The sequence below is a fragment of the Streptomyces sp. NPDC048419 genome (genome assembly GCF_043200415.1).
Taxonomy (GTDB): Bacteria; Actinomycetota; Actinomycetes; order Streptomycetales; family Streptomycetaceae; genus Streptomyces.
The window spans coordinates 46,517-64,026 of sequence record NZ_JBICXT010000021.1; the positions used below are offsets into that span (position 1 = coordinate 46,517).

Sequence of the window (17,510 nt, forward strand, 5' to 3'; positions counted from 1 at the left end):
CCGTTAGTATCGATGTTAACGTTGAAGTGATTCCACTGGAAACAGCGTTGGGAGAACCCCCGTGATCATCGTGACCGGAGCCACCGGAAAGCTCGGCCGCCGCACCGTCGAGCGCCTCCTGGACCGCGTCGCCGCCGACCGCGTCGGTGTCAGCGTCCGCGACTCCCGCAAGGCTCAGGACCTCGCCGACCGCGGCGTCCGCGTCCGGCAGGGCAGCTTCGACGACCCCGCCTCGCTCGTGCACTCCTTCGAGGGCGCCGAGCAACTGCTCCTCGTCTCCCTCGACCGCACGGGCGAGGAGTGCGTCACCGGCCACCGCGCCGCCATCGACGCCGCCGTGAAGGCCGGCGTCGGCCGCATCCTCTACACCAGCCAGATGGGCGCCGCCCACGAGTCCCGCTTCCAAGCATGCCGCGACCACGCCCGGACCGAGGACCTGCTGCGCGCCACCGGCCTGCCCTGGACCGCGCTGCGCAACGGCTTCTACACAGCCAGCGCCCTGCAGTTCCTGGAGTCCGCGCGCCACACCGGCGACATCGCCCTCCCCGCCGACGGCCCGGTCGCCTGGACCGGCCACGACGACCTCGCCGAGGCCACCGCGGCGATCCTCGCCGACGAGGGCCGCTTCGAGGGGCCCACCCCGCCGCTCACCGGCCCGGCGGCACTCGACTTCGACGCCGTCGCCGAGATCGCGGCCCAGGCCGGCGGACGGCCCTTCACCCGCACCGTCGTCCCCGACGACGCCTTCCGCGAGCAGGCCCTGGCGCAGGGCGCTCCGGCCCCGATCGCCGACCTGATGCTGAGCATCTTCGCGGCAGCGCGCAATGGCGAGTTCGCCGCCGTCGACCCGACGCTGGCCGAACTGATCGGCCGAGAGCCCGCCCCCTTCCGCACCCTGCTGGAGCAGGCCTGGGCCGAATAGATCCGGTGGGGCGCGCGCCACCGCCATGTGTGGTGTCCCCGGCGTGCGTCACCCAGCACACCGCCTGCCCGACCGGGTGCGGACCGACGGCATGGGCGGCGGCCTAGGCCGCCCGCACCACCGTCACCACCGCCGCCCCGCCCAGCCCGATGTTGTGCGCGAGCCCGACCCTGGCACCGGGTACCTGCCGCTCCCCCGCCTCGCCCCTCAACTGCCACACCAGCTCGGCGACTTGGGCGATCCCGGTCGCGCCCAGCGGATGCCCCTTGGAGATCAGCCCGCCGGACGGGTTGACCACCCAGCGCCCGCCGTACGTCGTCGCGCCCGACTCCACGAGCTTGCCGCTCTCCCCCGCCGCGCACATGCCGAGCGCCTCGTACGTCAGCAGCTCGTTGATCGAGAAGCAGTCGTGCAGCTCGACGACGTCCACGTCCTCGATCCCGAGTCCGGCCCGCTCGTAGACCTGCCGGGCCGCCTCCCGCGACATGGGCTGTCCCACGACGTCGATGCACGAGCCGGAGGCGAAGGACTCCTCGGTGTCGGTGGTCATCGCCTGCGCCACGATCTCGACCGGCCCGGTCAGCCCGTGCCGCTCGGCGAACCGCTCGGAGACCACGACCGCGGCCGCCGCCCCGTCCGAGGTCGGCGAGCACTGGAGCTTGGTGAGCGGCCGGTGGACGGTACGGGCGGCGAGGACGTCGGCCACCTCGTACACGTCCCGGAACTGCGCGTTCGGGTTGTGCGCCGAGTGCCGGTGGTTCTTGGCGGCGACGGCGGCGAGCTGCGCCTCGGTCGTGCCGTACTTCTCCATGTGCTCGCGGGCCGCGTCGCCGAAGATCTGCGCGGTGGGCGGCGTCATCTCGAAGCCGTGCCGGGCGGCCATCACACCGTAGTGCCGGGCGACGGGAGAGGTGGAGAAGTCCCCGCCGTCGGCCCCGCCCCCGAGCGCGCCCCTCTTCATCTTTTCGAAGCCCAGCGCCAGCACGCAGTCGGCCGCCCCGCCCTCGACCAGCTGCCGGGCGAGCATCAGGGCGGTCGAGCCGGTCGCGCAGTTGTTGTTGACGTTGTAGACGGGGACGCCGGTCAGGCCGAGCTCGTAGGCGGCGCGCTGCCCGGCGGTCGAGGGCTGGAAGCAGTAGCCGGCAGCAACCTGTTCCACCTCGGCGTAGGAGACCCCCGCATCGGCCAGAGCAGCGCCGCCGGCCTCCCGCACCATGTCCCAGTACTGCCATTCACGCGTCTCGGGCTTCTCGAATCGGGTCATGCCGACACCGGCGACGTAGGCCTTCATGGCGCGCAGACTAGAACACGTTCCACTCACCCACCAGACCTGACCACGAGTCAGATTCCCATGGCCGGGTCAAGAATTGATTAGAGACCCGAAGCAACGGAATAGTTGCCTGTGCATACGAGGTTTACCCAGCACTTATCCAACGCGGGAGGCCTCACGCAATGACACACACGACGACCGAACAGCCCACCAGGAGGGCGAGCGGGACCGTCGTCCCGGTCCTCGCCTTCGCGGGCATCGTTGTCGCGGTGATGCAGACCCTGCTCGTCCCGGTCATCAAGGACCTGCCGCAGCTGCTGGACACCGCGCCCAGCAACGCCACCTGGGTCCTGACCTCGACACTGCTCTCCGGCGCCGTGGCCACCCCGATCATGGGCCGGCTCGGCGACCTGTACGGCAAGCGGCGCATGCTGATCCTCAGCCTCGCCGTGATGGTGGTCGGCGCCCTCGTCAGCGCCCTCACCAGCGACCTGCTCACGATGATCGCCGGCCGCACCCTCCAGGGCTTCGCCATGGGCGCGATCCCCCTCGGCATCGGCCTGATGCGCGACATGCTGCCCCGCGAGAAGCTCGGCTCGGCCATGGCCCTGATGAGCTCCTCCATCGGCGTCGGCGGCGGCCTCGCCCTGCCGCTCGCGGCCCTGATCGCCCAGCACGCCGACTGGCACGCGCTCTTCTACGGCGCCGCCGGCCTCGGCGTCCTCTCCATCGTCCTCACCCTCGCCGTCGTACCGGAATCCCCGATGCGCGCCAAGGGCACCTTCGACGTACTGGGCGCACTCGGCCTCTCCGCCGGCCTGGTCCTCTTCCTGCTGCCCATCACCAAGGGCAGCGACTGGGGCTGGACCTCGGGCACCACGCTCGGCCTGTTCGGCGCCTCCGCCCTCGTCCTGCTCCTGTGGGGCGTGATGGAGCTGCGCAAGGCCGCCCCGCTGGTCGACCTGCGCACCACGGCCCGCCCGGCCGTCCTCTTCACCAACCTGGCCTCGATCATGGTCGGTGTCTCCTTCTACGTCGTCTCCCTCGTCCTGCCCCAGCTCCTCCAGCTGCCGAAGGCCACCGGCTACGGCCTCGGCCAGTCGATGGTCGTCGCCGGCCTGCTGGTCGCTCCGCTGGGCCTGACGATGATGGTCACGGCGCCGGTCTACGCCCGCCTGTCCGCGCGGTACGGCCCGAAGGTCACCCTCATCCTCGGCATGCTGATCATCGGCATCGGCTACGGCGCCGGCCTCGGCCTGATGAGCGCGCCGTGGGAGAGCGCCGTCATCGCGGTGATCCTGGGCGCGGGCATCGGCCTCGCCTACTCCTCGCTTCCCGCGCTGATCGTGGGCGCGGTGCCGGCCTCCGAGACGGGTGCGGCGAACGGTCTCAACACCCTGATGCGCTCGATCGGTACGTCCGTGTCGAGCGCCGTCATCGGCATGGTGCTGGCGAACACCGCGCACAACGTGGGCGGCGTCGCGATCCCGACCATGCACGGCTTCCACGTCTCCTTCATGATCGCTACCGCTGCGGTGGCCGTCGGTCTGCTGATGGCCGTGTTCCTGCCCAAGCCGAACCGTGCGCCGCAGCTGCGGGTCAGCAGCGACGAGGAGGCGGGGATCGCTCGCGCGGAAGCCGTTCTGCGGGGGTTCCGTGGGCGGGTGCTCGGCGCTGACGGGGCTCCCGTCGCCCGCGCCAAGGTCACGCTGATCGACCGGCGTGGGCGGCAGGCGGGGTCGACGCTGTCCGAGGAGGACGGCAGCTATGTGCTGGCCGTGCCTACCGAGGGGGCGTATGTGCTGGCCGCACGGGCGGCGGGGCATGGGCCGTTGGCTTCCTCTGCGACGCACTCCGGTGCGGAGCGGGCGGAGGATCTGGATCTGTCGCTGCCTGGTGAGGCTGTGACGGCGTAACGCCACATGCGGTGCCGCGGCTCGTTGTTCGGCGGGTGCGGCGATGTTGTGGCTGGTCGCGCAGTTCCCCGCGCCCCTAAAGACAAAAGCGAAAAACCTGCTGCACGCACCCCCGGTCGAATTTTCGGCCGGGGGTGCGGCAGCATGGGGCCGCTGATGTACGACGCGCGACGTATGACCGGAAGGACCCCCATGACCGCGGCCGCCGCACCCAAGCCCGAGATTCTGGCCGCGTTCGAGGCGGCGAAGGGGTTCATGCCCGCGGACGAGGGGCTGGCGCTGTACGCGGCGGCCGTCGAGGCGGGGGCGCTCGGGCTGCCGCTGCTGGAGGTCGGGACGTACTGCGGCCGCTCGACGATCCTCCTGGCCGACGCCGCGCGCGAGGCCGGGGTCATGGCGCTGACCGTCGACCACCACCGCGGCAGCGAGGAGCAGCAGCCCGGGTGGGACTACCACGACCCGGAGACGGTGGACCCCGAGATCGGCCTGATGGACACGCTGCCGACCTTCCGGCGGACGCTGCACCAGGCCGGGCTGGAGGAGCACGTGGTGGCGCTGGTCGGGCGTTCGCCGCAGGTGGCTGCGGTCTGGGGCTCCCCGCTGGGGCTGGTCTTCATCGACGGCGGCCACACCGACGAGCACGCCAACGCCGACTACGAGGGCTGGGCCCCGCACGTCGCCGAGGGCGGCCTCCTCCTCATCCACGACGTCTTCCCGGACCCCAAGGACGAGTTCACCGGCCAGGCCCCGTACCGCGTCTACCTCCGCGCCCTTCAGTCCGGCGCCTTCACGGAAATCTCGGCGACGGACTCGCTGCGCGTCCTGCGGCGAACGGGCGCAGGGATCTGAGGACCGGGTTGATGCCCCCCGGCGGTCGATCGTTCAGCTCCTCGGGGCTGTGCTGTCCCGTAACCGCTGACAGACGATCCGAGAGCTCTGGGTTCCGGCCGAGGAGCTAGACGACTTCAACGCCCACATCGTCGGCGAGATCCAGGTGGTCCACGAGTTCCCTGAGCCGCGGGGCTTGCTGACCGGGCACGCTCGCCCGCTCCAGCCGTCGCTCACACATGAGCGACGACGATGAGGGTGCCGATATGTCCGGGCTTCGGCGCGTCCAACACGCAGGCTGCTGCGGTGGAGAAGCCGGCCCGGAGCAGGTGCCGCTCCCATACCGCGGGCTTGTAGCTGTACCGATAGGTGAACATGGCCTTCCCCGCGAAGCCGCCCTTGTACATGCCTTGCGGGCCGTACGCACCGGGGATCGCCGGCGGCTGCGAGAACACGAACACCCCGCCCGGGGCCACGCGCTCTCGCACGAGGGGGAACAGGCGCGAGGGGTCGGCGAACCAGGCCGCGCCGAAGATCGAGTACACCGCGTCGTAGCGGTCCCCATCAGCGGCGAGCCAGGTGAGGATTTCGCCCTGCTCGATCCTTGCGCCGAGCGGCGCCCACTTCTCGCCCGCGCGCTGCACCATGCACGGGGACAGGTCGACCCCGGTCGCCTTGACGCCCAGTCGTGCAAGGTGGGCGAGGGCACGGCCGGTACCGCAGCCGATCTCCAGAGCGGATTCCGGAGAGCCGAGGAGCTCAGGGCCGGGGCCGTGGCCCGTGTACTGGGTCCAGCAGAACGCGGGCTCAGCGTCAGCCTTGAACGCGGATTCGGCGTAGGCGTCCCACAGTTCGGTCTCGGCAGCGATGTCGTGAGGTACGGGCACAGCGGTTCCTCTGGGTCGTGGCCGGGGCGGGCCCCCGCCCTCCGAGGGAAGCGAGGGCGGGGGTGACTGTAGCTGTGTCAATGGCTGTCTGGGACCTTGTCGTCGCACGGTGAGCAGTCCGCGCCGTCGATGGCCCACAGCTCCTCGTCGATGGGCCAGCCCTGCAAGCGCAGGAGGTCGCCGGTGCGCAGGCACAGGCCGTCACGTCGTCGCTCGATGAACGGTGCGTGGTGCTTGAACCGGCCGCCGTTGTAGAGGCGGCAGATGCCCCACCAGACGGGTGTGTCGAGGATGAGCTGGTGCACGCCGATGTCGACGAGTTTGCCCACGCCGAGGTGCCGGCCGGGGTTCTCGATGGATCCCATGACGTACATGACGGCGCTGCCGAGGATGCGTTCGGCCATGTCCCGCACCATGGTGTGGTCGCGGAGCAGGAGGGCGACCTCGCGGTCCCACAGGCTCATGCCGGAGTCGAACACGTTGACGGTCAGCTCCGTGATGTGCGGAGCCACGGCGTTGAGGAGTTCCTTCGGATCCCTCGTGCGCGTGCTGGCGGGCTGTTCGAGCGTGACGGTCATGAACTGTCCCTTCTGGGGTGTCCGGACTGGTGGCGCCCTGCGCTCTGCTTGTTGTGGCGGTCACGATGCCTCGGCAGCGTGTCGGTATCCGTCGGGGCCGAATGCGGCGGCCAGTACGGCGGGATCAGTCAGCAGGCCGGAGCCGTCGGGGCGTTGCAGCCACATGCGGGTCTCGAGGTGCCCGCCCGCCGGTGGGACGTGCAGCGGCCGGCCCGGTACCTGAACCGTCAGCTGTGGTACGTCGGCCAGATCCTTCGCGGCGTCGATCGGCACGAGCCACCAGGCCTTGTCGACCTCCGAATCGGCGAGGACGGGCCCGCGGTACTCCTCACGAATGCGGTTGATCGCCTTCAAGGTGGTCATCAGCGCCGCCTCGGCGACGAGCCAGCGCGCGCCCGAAGTGATCGGGGCGAGCATGTCGGAGTTCCACGCCGTACGGACGAGGGTCGGGTGCGCGGAGAAAGTGGCGAGCCACGCGTCCCCGGCCTCGTACACGGCAGTGAATCGCATCCACGAGAGGGCCATGAGCAGCACCGTAGGCAGGGCAATTGCGCGGCCGGGTGGCGATTGCGCGGGATTGCGCGCGCGGTGGGCGGCGTTGCCGAGGGTTGTTCAGGAGAGCTTCTGGACGGCGGCTGTGGCCCGGCCGATGAGACGGTGTGCTGCCGCGTCGTAGACCGCGGAGTCGGCGAGCCAGTCCCATGCCCGCTCGTACAGGACGATGGACTCCTCGTCGTCCAGCCACATTTCCGTGCTCAGCGTTTCCACGATGACGAGGCGCCGGTCGTAGATCCAGAACCCGTGGGACGGGCTGCGGCGCAGTTCGGCGGCGAAGGGGATGATGCCGAGCTGCACCGTGTCCATGCCGACCATGGACCGCAGCCGGTCCAGCTGCGCAGCCATGACCGGACGGGGGGCGTTCAAGGCGTAAAGGGCGCCCTCCCACAGCAGGACGCGAAAGCTGCGCTCAGGCTCGTACAGGGCCTGCTGGCGGCGCATGCGGGCACGGACGGCGTCCTCGATGTCGTCGATCGGCACGTCGCGGAATGCGGCGTTGGCGGCGAATACGGCCCGCGCGTACTCGGGTGTCTGGAAGATGCCGGGTATCCGGATCACCTCGACGGCGCGCAGCAACTTCGTCTGCTCACTCTCCACCACGCCCTGTTCCTGGCGGGCGCGGTGGCCGTTGGAGTACTGCTTGCGCAGCGACCGATAGCGGGTCTCAAGTCCCGTGAGACGCCCCGCCAGTTCGGTCAGGACATCTGGGCGGCCGACGGCCGTGGCCCACTCCCGCAGGTCCTCGCGACTCGGGGTCTGCTTCCCGTGCTCGAGCCGGCTGACCTTTGACCGTTGCCAGCCGAGGCGCTCGGCGAAGTCCTTGCCGTTGAGGCCGGTCTCGGTGCGCAGCTCACGCATGCGGGCGCCGAGGGCGACGCGCCCGGATTGGTAGTCGCTGGTCACATGGTGGAACGTACCCGCTCGGCGAACTCAGCGGCAGGCACGGCGTGATGCCAGGCAGCGTCGCGGGCCTGGCAGGCGGCCAGGACCTCGGTCGGGTCCTCGGAGACGATGACGCCCACCGTGGAGTCCTGCTTGTCGAACACGAACCGCAGCAGGGTCCGGGAGTCGATGAGCCAGAAGTCGAAGCCCGGCAGGCCCAGTTGTTCTGCTTCCGCGCGCCAGAGGTAGCGGATCTCGTCGCCCACGGCCACGTTGCTGGGCGCCCGCGTCAGCAGGAACCGCTGCCCCTCGGTCAGCGGCTGGTCGACCAGGCGGACGCGCCCGAACGTCTTGCCCTGGGCGACCTGCTCGGCGACGTTGCGGCGCCACGCGTCCGGCTCGTCGTGGGCGACGTCCTCGCCGGCCTGCCAGCGTGCCCAGGGTTCGATGCCGCGGTCGGTGGCGTAGCCGCGGCGGGTCTCCAGACGCCACGCGGTGTGACGGAAGTCGGTGAAGACGTGGGCCACCTCGCGGAACGGGATGACCTCGGACGGCTCGCTGCGCGGGGCGAAGCGGGCGAGCAGCTCACGTGGGACACGGACGAAGGTCTCGGTGTCCTTCACGTCCCGCAGTTGGGCGAGGTGCTCGGGCTCGGTCTCGATGTCGCCCTGCACGAGGATCTCGCCTGTGCCTTCCACCTCGTAGAGGGTGGGGCAGTCGCCGCCGTCGCTGGTCGTGCCGAGGAACCTGAGCGTCATGTCGCTCCTCCGTACGTGCAGGTTGGAGGACCAGGATGCGCGGGATCTCATGGGGCCGCCCGAGGATTGCGGCAGATTGCGCGCCCGATGTCCTATATCGCGGTTGCGCGCACTCGGACAGCGCAACGCACCGTCGTCCGAGTGGGGCGACAGGGCGTTGACGTGCGTCGTTATTCGCTCTTGCCGCGAACGACGAGGACGTACGCCTCGGCCGGCCGGTGCAGGCGCGACCCGATCGTGTCCGGTCCACCGCCGGCCTCGGTCACCGCGTCCACCTGTGCGATGGTCGATTCGAGGATGGCGGTCGCCACGTCCTTCTGCGCCGCGCATTTGGTTTTGACCTGCCTGCCAGTGTTGCGCATATTGCTTCTTGTTGCGCCCAATGGTGCGAAGGGGGACGTGTGGGTCGGGGTGGGCCGCTCCCGACGTCTGGTCTGCTACCCCGGGGCTATGTAGTCCGAGAGGGCCTTGAGGATGCGTACGGACCAGTCGCGGGCCAGAGTGGCGGCATGGCCTCCGTAACGCCCGTAGTCGTCTACCTGTCCGACGGCGGCCAGGGCCGAGCTGATCGAGCGGCGGCCGGAGGAGTCGGGCCAGCACAAGGGAGGAACCATGACTGTTCGCACCTACGTCTCGACGACCGTGCGGAACGACCGTCTGGACGAGGTTCTGCACGCTCTGGAGAACGTGGATCCTGACGCGATCGTGTCCTCCGTCACCCGCTCAGGCGCTCCCGACGCCCCGGCCGGGGCATCGCTGTCGCTGGCCGGTGACATGCGTGAAGCGGTGAGGGAGCAGCTCACAGCATTTCCAGATCTGGAGTATGACGTCGGCGTGAGGCAGGTCGAGGACTGAGCCGGACCCCTACGACCGCCCGGACGCATGCTCGCCGCCTGACATGCGATCGTGTGGCCATGAGCAACGATTACGACCGCATCCGCAACGGCATCGAGTTCATGACCGCCTACGTCTCCGGGAACGAGCTGCTCACGCAGTACGTCGTCGAGCGGCGGCGGGAGGATCCCGAGGCGGTGGAGACGCTCATGGACGGTGCGGCCGCCCTCTGTGCCCTGCTGCTGCACAAGATGGCGCGCGAGACCGGCAAGAGCGAGCACGAGTTGCTGCAGGAGCTGGCCACGGTCTCGCATCGTCGCGAGCAGCAAGCCGATGACTGATCCCAGTTGGATGGCTGATCCCAGTTGAGCGGCTGCCCGAGCACCTTCAGGCACACTGCGTCGACCGCCCATGCACCCTATGGACAACATGGACGCCCGCTAGGGTGGCAGACGTGTCGTACGTAGGCCCGGACTTCGATCCTCCCCAGCCCCGCCGCCCCCGCCGCGGTCCCCTGACCGTCGCGATCGCCGCGCTCGTACCCGGCGCCCTGCTGGGGTGGCTCGTGTACGAAGCCGTGGGCGGCACGGGAGGTGGAGGCGACGACAAGGCGACCGTGCAGACGTCCGCGTCCACGCCCGCGTCCACGTCGGCGCGGTCCAGTGCGCCCGGCTCCGCCACCACCGACGACGACAAGCAGCCGAGCCCGTCGGCCACCCACTCCTCGCCCCGCTCCTCTGCGCCCGCCGCGACCGGCTCCCTCAAGGGCAAGGTCGTCGTCATCGACCCCGGCCACAACCCCGGCAACTTCCAGCACACCGCGGAGATCAACCGCCAGGTCGACATCGGCACGAACCGCAAGGAGTGCGACACCACCGGCACCTCCACCAACGCGGGTTACGCGGAGGCCCAGTTCACGCTCGACGTCTCCCACCGGCTGAAGGCGCTGCTCGAGAAGCAGGGCGCCACGGTGAAGCTGACCCACGACAACGGCTCCCCGGCGTGGGGGCCTTGTGTCGACCAGCGGGCCGCGATCGGCAACAAGGACCATGCCGACGCCGCGATCTCCATCCACGCGGACGGCTCCGCCGCCGGCAACCGCGGCTTCCACGTGATCATGCCCGGGTTCGTGGACGCGGGCTCGGCGGACACCCGCAGGATCGTCGGCCCCTCCGCCGAACTCGGCCAGCGCATCGCCGGCAACTTCGTGCGGGTCACGGGCAGTGCGCCCTCCAACTACATCGGCGACGGCACCGGTCTCGTCACGCGTAAGGACCTGGGCGGTCTCAATCTGTCAACGGTTCCCAAGGTCTTCATCGAGTGCGGCAACATGCGCGATAGCAAGGACGCAGCGCTACTCACCAGTGGCACGTGGCGCCAGAAGGCGGCGCAAGGGATCTCTGATGGAATCGTGAGTTTCCTGCACGCTTCGTGATAGGCGGGCTGATCCCGGCGGACACCCTGGTCGGGGGACGATAGTGTCTACCGACGACGAGACGACCTACGAAGGACCTGAAGTGAATATCCGCTCCCTCACTCGAGGCGACGGCGTGGTGATCGGAGCAGCGGTATTGCTGTTCATCGCGTCGTTTCTCGACATCTACTCTGTCGATGGGGCACCTGACAGTGCCAATCTCCCCAACTCCTGGGAGAGCGGTCCCGTTTTGATGGGCGTCGTCCTCGCGGGCATCATCGGCGCCGCGCTCGTCGTGGTCTCCCACGGGCTGCCGCAGGTCCCGAAGGTCGCGGGCATCGAGCTCGGCGCGTTCGGCACGGCGTTCACCGTCTTCGCCGCCTGGTGCGCGCTCGGGAACGTCTTCGACCCGCTCGGCGGCATGGACAACGTCGGCTCCGGTTCGGGCAACGGCGTCGGTGCCGGCACCGGCCTGATCCTCGCGCTCATCGCGACCCTGGTCATGGCCGCGGCTGCCATCGCCACGCCTCTCGTGCCCGCGCTCAAGGCCGCCTTGGTCCCCGCGCCCAAGCCCCAGGCCCCGCAGCCGCCCTACGGCGCCCAGCCCCCCGGTGGTTACGGCTACCCGGGTGCCGCCCAGCAGCCGCCGCAGTACGGCGGTCAGCCGCAGCCCGGGCAGCCCTACGGGGCCCAGCCGCAGGCGGGGGCGCCTCAGCCGGGGCAGCCACAGCCGGGCCAGCCGGGTCAGCCCCAGCCCACCGCCGGGGACTTCTCGCCGTTCTGGTTCGCGGTGCCCGTCGCGCGGCCGCTGTTCGCCGAGGACGGGTCGCCGGCGCCGATCGCCGAACTGGCGCCCGGTACCTGGTACCTGGCCGTCGAGCAGCGCGGTCCGGGTCTGGTCGCGCAGACGCAGGACGGCCGTCGCGGCGTGCTGCAGGACACCTCCGGTATTCAGCGCGGCTGATCGACGCCGAACCGCTCACGGCCCCTCGCCCTTCCGGGCGGGGGGCCGTTGTCGTACAGTCGCAGCTCACAGCCACATAGCTGACTGGCCGTCAGAAGATGGAGGCGTCATGCGACTCGGTCTCGCCCTCGGCTACTGGGGCCGCGGCCCCTCCGCGGAGCACGTGCCGCTCGCGCAGGAGGCCGAGCGGCTCGGGTACGACTCGGTGTGGACCGCCGAGTCCTGGGGGTCGGACGTCTTCACGCCGCTCACCTGGATCGCGGCGCAGACCTCAACGATCAAGCTGGGTACGGCAGTCGCGCAGATGGCCGCCCGCTCGCCGACGACCACCGCGATGCACGCCCTCACCCTCGACCATCTCTCCGGCGGCCGGATGATGCTGGGGCTGGGGCTGTCGGGGCCGCAGGTGGTGGAGGGTTGGTACGGGCGGCCGTTCCCCAAGTCACCGCTGACGGCTACGCGGGAGTACGTCGACGTCGTACGGCAGGTGTTGCGTCGTGAGGCGCCGGTGGCGCTGGACGGGCGCTTCCACTCGCATCCGTACCGGGGCGAGGACGGGACCGGGCTGGGCAAGGCGCTCAAACCCATCACGCACCCCTTGCGCCCCGAACTCCCCATCCTCCTCGGCGCGGAGGGGCCCAGGAACGTCGAGCAGACGACCCGTATCGCCGACGGCTGGCTGCCGCTGTACTGGTCGCCGACGCGGCCGGACGTGTACGGGCCGGCCATCGCGCAGCTGCGGCCCGGGTTTCTCGTCGCTCCCCTGGTCCGCGTCCAGGTCTGCGACGACGTCAAGGAGGGCCTGCTGCCCGTCAAGACCATGCTCGGCTTCTACATCGGCGGCATGGGCCACGCCTCCCGCAACTTCCACGCCGACCTCATGGCACGCATGGGCTACGAGGAGCAGGCGCGGCGTATTCAGCAGCTGTTCCTGGAGGGGCGGCGCGAGGAGGCCGTGCTCGCCGTCCCGGACGCCTTCGCCGACGAGATCTCGCTGGTGGGGCCACGTGAACGGATCGCGGAGCGGCTGGAGTTGTGGCGCAAGGGCCCGGTGACCGACCTGCTCGCGCTCTCCCCCGACCGGGAGTCGCTGCGCGTGCTGGCCGAGCTCAACTCCTAGAGTGCCGACCCGCAGATCGCACGCACGTTTCAACCACCCGGGTTTGCCCCACGTTTCGGCGGCAACCCGTTAGGCATGTCCCCCAGATATCGCGGTGCGAATCAGGCCGGAACGGTCATCGCTGTCGTCGCCGACATCATGGCCCTCATCCTGGGCCTGTGGATCCTGATGTACCTGCTGGACGCGAACCGCGCGAACGAGTTCGTGCAGTTCATCCACAACGCGGCTCTGTGGCTGGCGGGTTGGTCGCACGACCTGTTCACCTTCGACGCGGCATGGGCCCGAGTGGTCGCCGGCTACGGTCTCGCAGCCGTCGTCTACCTCTTCATCGGCCATGCCATCGCCAACCGCGTCCACCGTCACTGAGACGTCACCAAGGACGCGAAGGCACACCCCATCCATCGCCGCCGGGGGCTCAGCAGCAGTCCGGGTCGAGCCCTCGCGGCAGGCTTCCCCCTCCGAACACCGTGCACGTCGCCTCGTCGCCCCCGAGGGCCGCGACGGCGAGGAGGAGGGAGCCGGCGGTCCACGTGGTCAGTTCCCGGGGCCAGATGGCCTCGTCCTCGAAGACATAGCCCGTCCAGTACAGGCCGGTGTCCGCATCGCGCAGGTGCTGGATCGACTTCAGAATGTCCAGCGCGTGGTCGGACTCGCCCATCGCCCATAGAGCGAGGGCGAGTTCGGCCGATTCCCCGCCCGTGACCCACGGGTTGGGGACGACGCAGCGCACGCCGAGGCCGGGGACGACGAAACGCTCCCAGCCCTCCTCCATACGGGACTTGGCCTCCGCCTCGGTCAGCGCACCGCCCAGGACCGGGTAGTACCAGTCCATCGAGTAGCGGTCCTTGTTCAGGAACCGCTCGGGGTGGCGGCGGATCGCGTGCCGCAGGGCTCCAAGAGCCAACTCCCAGTCGGGCTGCGGCTCTTCACGCTGTTCGGCGATGGCGAGCGCGCAGCGCAGCGCGTGGTGGATGGAGGAGGAGCCGGTGAGCAGCGCGTCGGTGGTGAAGGTGCCGTCGTCCTCGCCCTTCCAGCCGATCTGCCCGCCGGGCTGCTGGAGCCCCAGGACGTACTCGATCGCCGAGTAGACGGAAGGCCACATGCGGTCCAGGAAGGTGTCGTCGCCGGTCGAGAGGTAGTGGTGCCACACGCCGACCGCGATGTAGGCGACGAAGTTGGTCTCCCGGCCGCGGTCGGTGACGTCCGCGAAGTCCCCGTCGGCGTAGGCCGCGTACCAGGAACCGTCCTCGTTCTGGTGCCGGGCGAGCCACTCGTAGGCCCGCTCGGCGGCGTCGTGCTCACCGGCCGCGTCGAGCGCCATCGCGGCCTCGGTGTGGTCCCAGGGATCGAGGTGGTGGCCGCGGAACCACGGGATGGCGCCGTCCTCCCGCTGTACGGCGAGGATGCCCTGCACGGTGGCGGCGGCCTGCCCGGCGGTGAGGACCCCGGGCAGGACGAGGTGTTCTGTCCGGGGAGTGGTCACCGGGCGTCCACCGACGGCAGGTGCGGCTTGGTCGCGTAGGCCACGAAGCTCTTGCCGATCAGCGGGTTCAGCGCCTGCTCGGCGACCCGGGTCGCCAGTGGCTTCTTCATGATGTCCCAGACCAGCAGCTTGTGGTACGCCTTCACCGGCAGCGCCTGGTCGTTGTCGACGCCGAAGGCGCACTTCAGCCACCAGTACGGCGAGTGCAGCGCGTGCGCGTGGTGCGTGCCGTACGGCTTGAGGCCCGCCTCCCGGATCTTGCCGATCAGCTCGTCCGCCTTGTATATGCGGATGTGGCCGCCCTCGACCTCGTGGTAGGCGTCGGACAGCGCCCAGCAGACCTTCTCGGGGCCGTAGCGCGGGACGGTGATCGCGATTCGGCCGCCGGGCTTCAACACCCGTACCATCTCGGCGAGTACGCCCTTGTCGTCCGGGATGTGCTCCATGACCTCGGAGATGATGACGACGTCGAAGGACTCGTCGGGGAAGGGCAGCGCGAGGGCGTCGCCCTCCATCGCCGTGGCGCTCGCGCCCTCGGGCGCCTCGCCGGCCTCCTTCATCGCCGCGAACCACTTGGCGACCTCGCGGATCTCCTCGGCGTTCTGGTCCAGGGCCACGACCTGCGCGCCCCGCCGATAGCACTCGAACGCGTGCCGGCCAGCCCCGCAGCCGAGGTCCAGGACGCGGTCGCCCGGCGCGAGCGGGAACCGGGAGAAGTCGACGGTCAGCACGTGGCCCTGCTTTCGGGATTGGATACGGCTAGTTCTGGTGCGGGCGTCGCCCTGCCGGCCTCGGGGGTTCGGGGGGCCGCGGAGCGGCCGGGGGGTGTGCCGGCGGAGCCGGCCATGGCGTCGCGGTAGTGGGACACCGTGCCCTGAGCGGCGCGGGCCCAGGTGAAGCGGGCCAGTACCCGCTCACGGCCCGCTCGGCCGAGCCGCACCCTCAGTTCGGGGTTGCCCAGCAGCCGGCTCAGGGCGGCGGCCAGCGCTCCCGGGTCACCCGGCGGCACCGCCAGGCACGTCTCGCCGTCGGGCCCGGCGACCTCCGGGATCGCTCCGCCGGTGGTCGCGACGAGGGGCGTGCCGGTGGCCATCGCCTCGGCCGCCGGGAGGGAGAAGCCCTCGTAGAGCGAGGGGACGCAGGCGACCTCGGCGGAGCGGACCAGGTCGACCAGTTCGGCGTCCGAGATGCCCTTGACGAACTCGACAGCGCCTTCCAGGCCGTAGCGCTCGATGGCCTGGGCGACCGGGCCCTCGGTGGGGCGCTTGCCGACGACGACGAGGTGGGCGTAGGCGTGCTCGGTGCGGACCTTGGCCAGCGCCTCGACGAGGAAGACCAGTCCCTTGAGCGGTACGTCCGCGCTGGACGTCGTCACGATCCGGCCCGGCACGACGGGCACGGACGGGTCGGGCGAGAACAGGTCGGTGTCCGCGCCGATGTGCACCACGTGGATACGGTCCTCGCGGACACCCAGGTGGTCGACGATCTCGGCGCGGGAGGTACCCGACACGGTGAGGACCGAGGGCAGGCGGCGCGCGACCCGCTTCTGCATGCGGGTGAAGGCGTACCAGCGCCGCTTGGACAGCTTGGCCAGCCGGCCCACCGCCGCGTCCAGCTCCAACTGGCGGTCCACGGTGATGGGGTGGTGGATCGTGGTCACCAGCGGTGCGCCGACGTCGCCCAACAGGCCGTAGCCGAGGGTCTGGTTGTCGTGCACGACGTCGAACTCGCCGCGCCGGGCGCGCAGATGGCGGCGGGCGCGCAGGGAGAAGGTCAGCGGTTCGGGGAAGCCGCCGGTCCACATCGTCGCCACTTCGAGGGCGTCGATCCAGTCGCGGTACTCGTCGCGCCCCGGGGTGCGGAACGGGTCGGGCGAGCGGTAGAGGTCCAGGCTCGGCAGCTCGGTGAGGGTGAGGCGGTGCGCGTAGTCCGCGCCCTCGTCGAGGACCGGATAGGGCTGGGAGCCGATGACCTCGACGCGGTGCCCGAGACGGGCCAGCTCGCGCGAGAGGTGGCGGACGTAGACACCCTGGCCGCCGCAGAACGGGTTCCCTTTATAGGTGAGGAGCGCGATGTGGAGCGGTCGCTCGCCGTCGACGGCCGGGTCCTCCTGGGGCCCTGCCGGACTGGCCTCAGCGGTCACTCTGGGCCCCCTTCTGCATGCACTGTCCCGCGAGATTACGCCGGGACGCTAATCTAGAACAAGTTTCAGACTTGATCGTCCAGGAGGCTCTGAATCTACCGGCAGGTAGGGGTGCTGTGAGCAGTGGATCAGGTGATTCGCGCCACGGCGGACGCCCTGGCATGCTCGGTGCGATCACCAGCCCTCACCGACTGTCACGGATCGGGACCCATGCCTGCGGAAGCCAAGGTGGCCAAGGTGGAAGCCAGTACCTCGCAGCCAGCCTCCCCGCCCCTCACGGAGCGGCAGGAGGCGCGTCGCCGACGCATCCTGCACGCGAGCGCGCAGCTGGCCAGCCGGGGCGGTTTCGACGCCGTGCAGATGCGTGAGGTCGCCGAGTCCTCGCAGGTCGCCCTGGGCACGCTGTACCGGTACTTCCCCTCGAAGATCCATCTGCTGGTGGCCACCATGCAGGACCAGCTGGAGCACATGCACGGCACGCTGCGCAAGAAGCCGCCGACGGGTGACACGGCCGCCCAGCGCGTCGCGGAGACCCTGATGCGGGCCTTCCGCGCGCTGCAGCGCGAGCCGCATCTGGCCGACGCGATGGTCCGCGCGCTCACCTTCGCCGACCGCAGCGTCTCGCCGGAGGTCGACCAGGTCTCCCGCCAGACCACGGTGATCATCCTGGACGCGATGGGCCTGGAGAACCCCACCCCCGAGCAGCTCTCCGCGGTCCGCGTCATCGAGCACACCTGGCACTCGGCCCTGATCACCTGGCTCTCGGGCCGCGCCTCCATCGCCCAGGTAAAGATCGACATCGAGACGGTGTGCCGGCTGATAGACCTCACGGAGGTCAAGGGAACAGGCCGCCCGGACGCGCACGCGTGACGTCCCGCGGGGCGCGAGGTGCCCGTGTGACACGCGGCCGAAATTGTCTGGCGGGACGTCCCGGCCCGGCCGGACAATCGCTC

The 17,510-nt window shown here is 70.2% G+C and carries 21 protein-coding genes; 10 read left to right on the forward strand and 11 right to left on the reverse strand.

Translation table 11 applies throughout. The features are described 5' to 3' along the window. The first annotated feature begins 61 nt into the window (after nucleotides 1-61). On the forward strand, nucleotides 62-922 hold the full coding sequence (locus tag ACGFYN_RS34480; protein WP_393869866.1) for an SDR family oxidoreductase: 861 nt from the start codon (nucleotides 62-64) through the stop codon (nucleotides 920-922). 103 nt (nucleotides 923-1,025) lie between these two features. On the opposite strand, the gene ACGFYN_RS34485 is transcribed toward ACGFYN_RS34480, so the two are convergent. Further along, entirely contained in the window at nucleotides 1,026-2,213 is a 1,188-nt protein-coding gene (locus tag ACGFYN_RS34485; protein WP_393869867.1) for a beta-ketoacyl synthase N-terminal-like domain-containing protein, read from the reverse strand. A gap of 137 nt (nucleotides 2,214-2,350) precedes the next feature. Here ACGFYN_RS34485 and ACGFYN_RS34490 point away from each other — a divergent pair, with 137 nt between their 5' ends. After that, entirely contained in the window at nucleotides 2,351-4,108 is a 1,758-nt protein-coding gene (locus tag ACGFYN_RS34490; RefSeq protein WP_393869976.1) for an MFS transporter, read from the forward strand. Nucleotides 4,109-4,300: 192 nt separating this feature from the next. Next, nucleotides 4,301-4,957, forward strand: a complete 657-nt coding sequence (locus tag ACGFYN_RS34495) for a class I SAM-dependent methyltransferase (RefSeq protein WP_393869868.1) — start codon at nucleotides 4,301-4,303, stop codon at nucleotides 4,955-4,957. A 212-nt stretch (nucleotides 4,958-5,169) separates the two neighbouring features. Here the strand turns inward: ACGFYN_RS34495 and ACGFYN_RS34500 are convergent, their stop codons facing one another. The 7 genes from ACGFYN_RS34500 to ACGFYN_RS34530 all read right to left on the reverse strand — a co-directional run bounded on the left by ACGFYN_RS34500 (nucleotide 5,170) and on the right by ACGFYN_RS34530 (nucleotide 9,213). Further along, nucleotides 5,170-5,823, reverse strand: a complete 654-nt coding sequence (locus ACGFYN_RS34500; RefSeq protein ID WP_393869869.1) for a class I SAM-dependent methyltransferase — start codon at nucleotides 5,821-5,823, stop codon at nucleotides 5,170-5,172. Between the two features lie 77 nt (nucleotides 5,824-5,900). Then, nucleotides 5,901-6,401, reverse strand: a complete 501-nt coding sequence (locus ACGFYN_RS34505) for a hypothetical protein (protein WP_393869870.1) — start codon at nucleotides 6,399-6,401, stop codon at nucleotides 5,901-5,903. A gap of 60 nt (nucleotides 6,402-6,461) precedes the next feature. Further along, entirely contained in the window at nucleotides 6,462-6,926 is a 465-nt protein-coding gene (locus ACGFYN_RS34510; RefSeq protein WP_393869871.1) for a hypothetical protein, read from the reverse strand. A gap of 87 nt (nucleotides 6,927-7,013) precedes the next feature. Next, complete coding sequence (locus ACGFYN_RS34515) at nucleotides 7,014-7,862, reverse strand: helix-turn-helix domain-containing protein (protein WP_393869872.1); 849 nt, start codon at nucleotides 7,860-7,862, stop codon at nucleotides 7,014-7,016. Beyond that, nucleotides 7,859-8,599: a DUF6879 family protein gene (locus ACGFYN_RS34520; protein WP_393869873.1), complete on the reverse strand. Its 741-nt coding sequence runs from the start codon at nucleotides 8,597-8,599 to the stop codon at nucleotides 7,859-7,861. The genes ACGFYN_RS34515 and ACGFYN_RS34520 overlap by 4 nt, the downstream gene beginning before the upstream one ends. 170 nt (nucleotides 8,600-8,769) lie before the next feature. Further along, on the reverse strand, nucleotides 8,770-8,961 hold the full coding sequence (locus ACGFYN_RS34525) for a hypothetical protein (protein ID WP_393869874.1): 192 nt from the start codon (nucleotides 8,959-8,961) through the stop codon (nucleotides 8,770-8,772). Between the two features lie 75 nt (nucleotides 8,962-9,036). Next, nucleotides 9,037-9,213, reverse strand: coding sequence for a hypothetical protein (locus ACGFYN_RS34530; protein WP_393869875.1), 177 nt, complete (start codon nucleotides 9,211-9,213; stop codon nucleotides 9,037-9,039). Here ACGFYN_RS34530 and ACGFYN_RS34535 point away from each other — a divergent pair. The 6 genes from ACGFYN_RS34535 (at nucleotide 9,212) to ACGFYN_RS34560 (ending at nucleotide 13,297) form a co-directional block, all read left to right on the forward strand. Further along, nucleotides 9,212-9,454 carry a hypothetical protein gene (locus tag ACGFYN_RS34535; protein WP_393869876.1) on the forward strand — a complete coding sequence of 81 codons (243 nt, stop codon included), beginning with the start codon at nucleotides 9,212-9,214 and terminating at the stop codon, nucleotides 9,452-9,454. The genes ACGFYN_RS34530 and ACGFYN_RS34535 overlap by 2 nt on opposite strands. A gap of 59 nt (nucleotides 9,455-9,513) precedes the next feature. Beyond that, nucleotides 9,514-9,774: a hypothetical protein gene (locus tag ACGFYN_RS34540; protein ID WP_393869877.1), complete on the forward strand. Its 261-nt coding sequence runs from the start codon at nucleotides 9,514-9,516 to the stop codon at nucleotides 9,772-9,774. Nucleotides 9,775-9,887: 113 nt separating this feature from the next. Next, entirely contained in the window at nucleotides 9,888-10,868 is a 981-nt protein-coding gene (locus ACGFYN_RS34545; protein ID WP_393869878.1) for an N-acetylmuramoyl-L-alanine amidase, read from the forward strand. An 82-nt stretch (nucleotides 10,869-10,950) separates the two neighbouring features. Continuing rightward, nucleotides 10,951-11,811: a hypothetical protein gene (locus ACGFYN_RS34550; RefSeq protein WP_393869879.1), complete on the forward strand. Its 861-nt coding sequence runs from the start codon at nucleotides 10,951-10,953 to the stop codon at nucleotides 11,809-11,811. A gap of 109 nt (nucleotides 11,812-11,920) precedes the next feature. Beyond that, a complete protein-coding gene (locus ACGFYN_RS34555; RefSeq protein WP_393869880.1) occupies nucleotides 11,921-12,931 on the forward strand; it encodes an LLM class F420-dependent oxidoreductase in 1,011 nt (336 codons plus the stop codon). A gap of 75 nt (nucleotides 12,932-13,006) precedes the next feature. After that, nucleotides 13,007-13,297, forward strand: a complete 291-nt coding sequence (locus ACGFYN_RS34560; RefSeq protein WP_393869881.1) for a hypothetical protein — start codon at nucleotides 13,007-13,009, stop codon at nucleotides 13,295-13,297. Nucleotides 13,298-13,346: 49 nt separating this feature from the next. Here ACGFYN_RS34560 and ACGFYN_RS34565 read toward each other — a convergent pair whose 3' ends face one another. From ACGFYN_RS34565 to ACGFYN_RS34575, 3 genes are read right to left on the reverse strand one after another with little or no spacing between them, the layout of a single operon-like run. Next, the gene (locus tag ACGFYN_RS34565; RefSeq protein WP_393869882.1) at nucleotides 13,347-14,414 is read right to left on the reverse strand and encodes a prenyltransferase/squalene oxidase repeat-containing protein; all 1,068 of its coding nucleotides are present in this window, start codon (nucleotides 14,412-14,414) and stop codon (nucleotides 13,347-13,349) included. Further along, nucleotides 14,411-15,145 carry a class I SAM-dependent methyltransferase gene (locus ACGFYN_RS34570; protein ID WP_393869883.1) on the reverse strand — a complete coding sequence of 245 codons (735 nt, stop codon included), beginning with the start codon at nucleotides 15,143-15,145 and terminating at the stop codon, nucleotides 14,411-14,413. The genes ACGFYN_RS34565 and ACGFYN_RS34570 overlap by 4 nt, the downstream gene beginning before the upstream one ends. Then, nucleotides 15,139-16,557, reverse strand: coding sequence for a glycosyltransferase family 4 protein (locus tag ACGFYN_RS34575; protein ID WP_393869884.1), 1,419 nt, complete (start codon nucleotides 16,555-16,557; stop codon nucleotides 15,139-15,141). The genes ACGFYN_RS34570 and ACGFYN_RS34575 overlap by 7 nt, the downstream gene beginning before the upstream one ends. A gap of 210 nt (nucleotides 16,558-16,767) precedes the next feature. On the opposite strand from ACGFYN_RS34575, the gene ACGFYN_RS34580 reads away from it, so the two are divergent. After that, on the forward strand, nucleotides 16,768-17,427 hold the full coding sequence (locus ACGFYN_RS34580) for a TetR family transcriptional regulator (protein ID WP_393869885.1): 660 nt from the start codon (nucleotides 16,768-16,770) through the stop codon (nucleotides 17,425-17,427). Nucleotides 17,428-17,510 lie beyond the last annotated feature (83 nt).

Coding starts and splice junctions, on each gene's coding strand:
- ACGFYN_RS34485 (WP_393869867.1), bottom strand. CDS start 2,213: ATGAAGGCCTACGTCGCCGGTGTCGGCATGACCCGATTCGAGAAGCCC.
- ACGFYN_RS34495 (WP_393869868.1), top strand. CDS start 4,301: ATGACCGCGGCCGCCGCACCCAAGCCCGAGATTCTGGCCGCGTTCGAG.
- ACGFYN_RS34505 (WP_393869870.1), bottom strand. CDS start 6,401: ATGACCGTCACGCTCGAACAGCCCGCCAGCACGCGCACGAGGGATCCG.
- ACGFYN_RS34510 (WP_393869871.1), bottom strand. CDS start 6,926: ATGGCCCTCTCGTGGATGCGATTCACTGCCGTGTACGAGGCCGGGGAC.
- ACGFYN_RS34520 (WP_393869873.1), bottom strand. CDS start 8,599: ATGACGCTCAGGTTCCTCGGCACGACCAGCGACGGCGGCGACTGCCCC.
- ACGFYN_RS34525 (WP_393869874.1), bottom strand. CDS start 8,961: ATGCGCAACACTGGCAGGCAGGTCAAAACCAAATGCGCGGCGCAGAAG.
- ACGFYN_RS34535 (WP_393869876.1), top strand. CDS start 9,212: ATGACTGTTCGCACCTACGTCTCGACGACCGTGCGGAACGACCGTCTG.
- ACGFYN_RS34530 (WP_393869875.1), bottom strand. CDS start 9,213: ATGGTTCCTCCCTTGTGCTGGCCCGACTCCTCCGGCCGCCGCTCGATC.
- ACGFYN_RS34540 (WP_393869877.1), top strand. CDS start 9,514: ATGAGCAACGATTACGACCGCATCCGCAACGGCATCGAGTTCATGACC.
- ACGFYN_RS34555 (WP_393869880.1), top strand. CDS start 11,921: ATGCGACTCGGTCTCGCCCTCGGCTACTGGGGCCGCGGCCCCTCCGCG.
- ACGFYN_RS34560 (WP_393869881.1), top strand. CDS start 13,007: ATGTCCCCCAGATATCGCGGTGCGAATCAGGCCGGAACGGTCATCGCT.
- ACGFYN_RS34580 (WP_393869885.1), top strand. CDS start 16,768: ATGCCTGCGGAAGCCAAGGTGGCCAAGGTGGAAGCCAGTACCTCGCAG.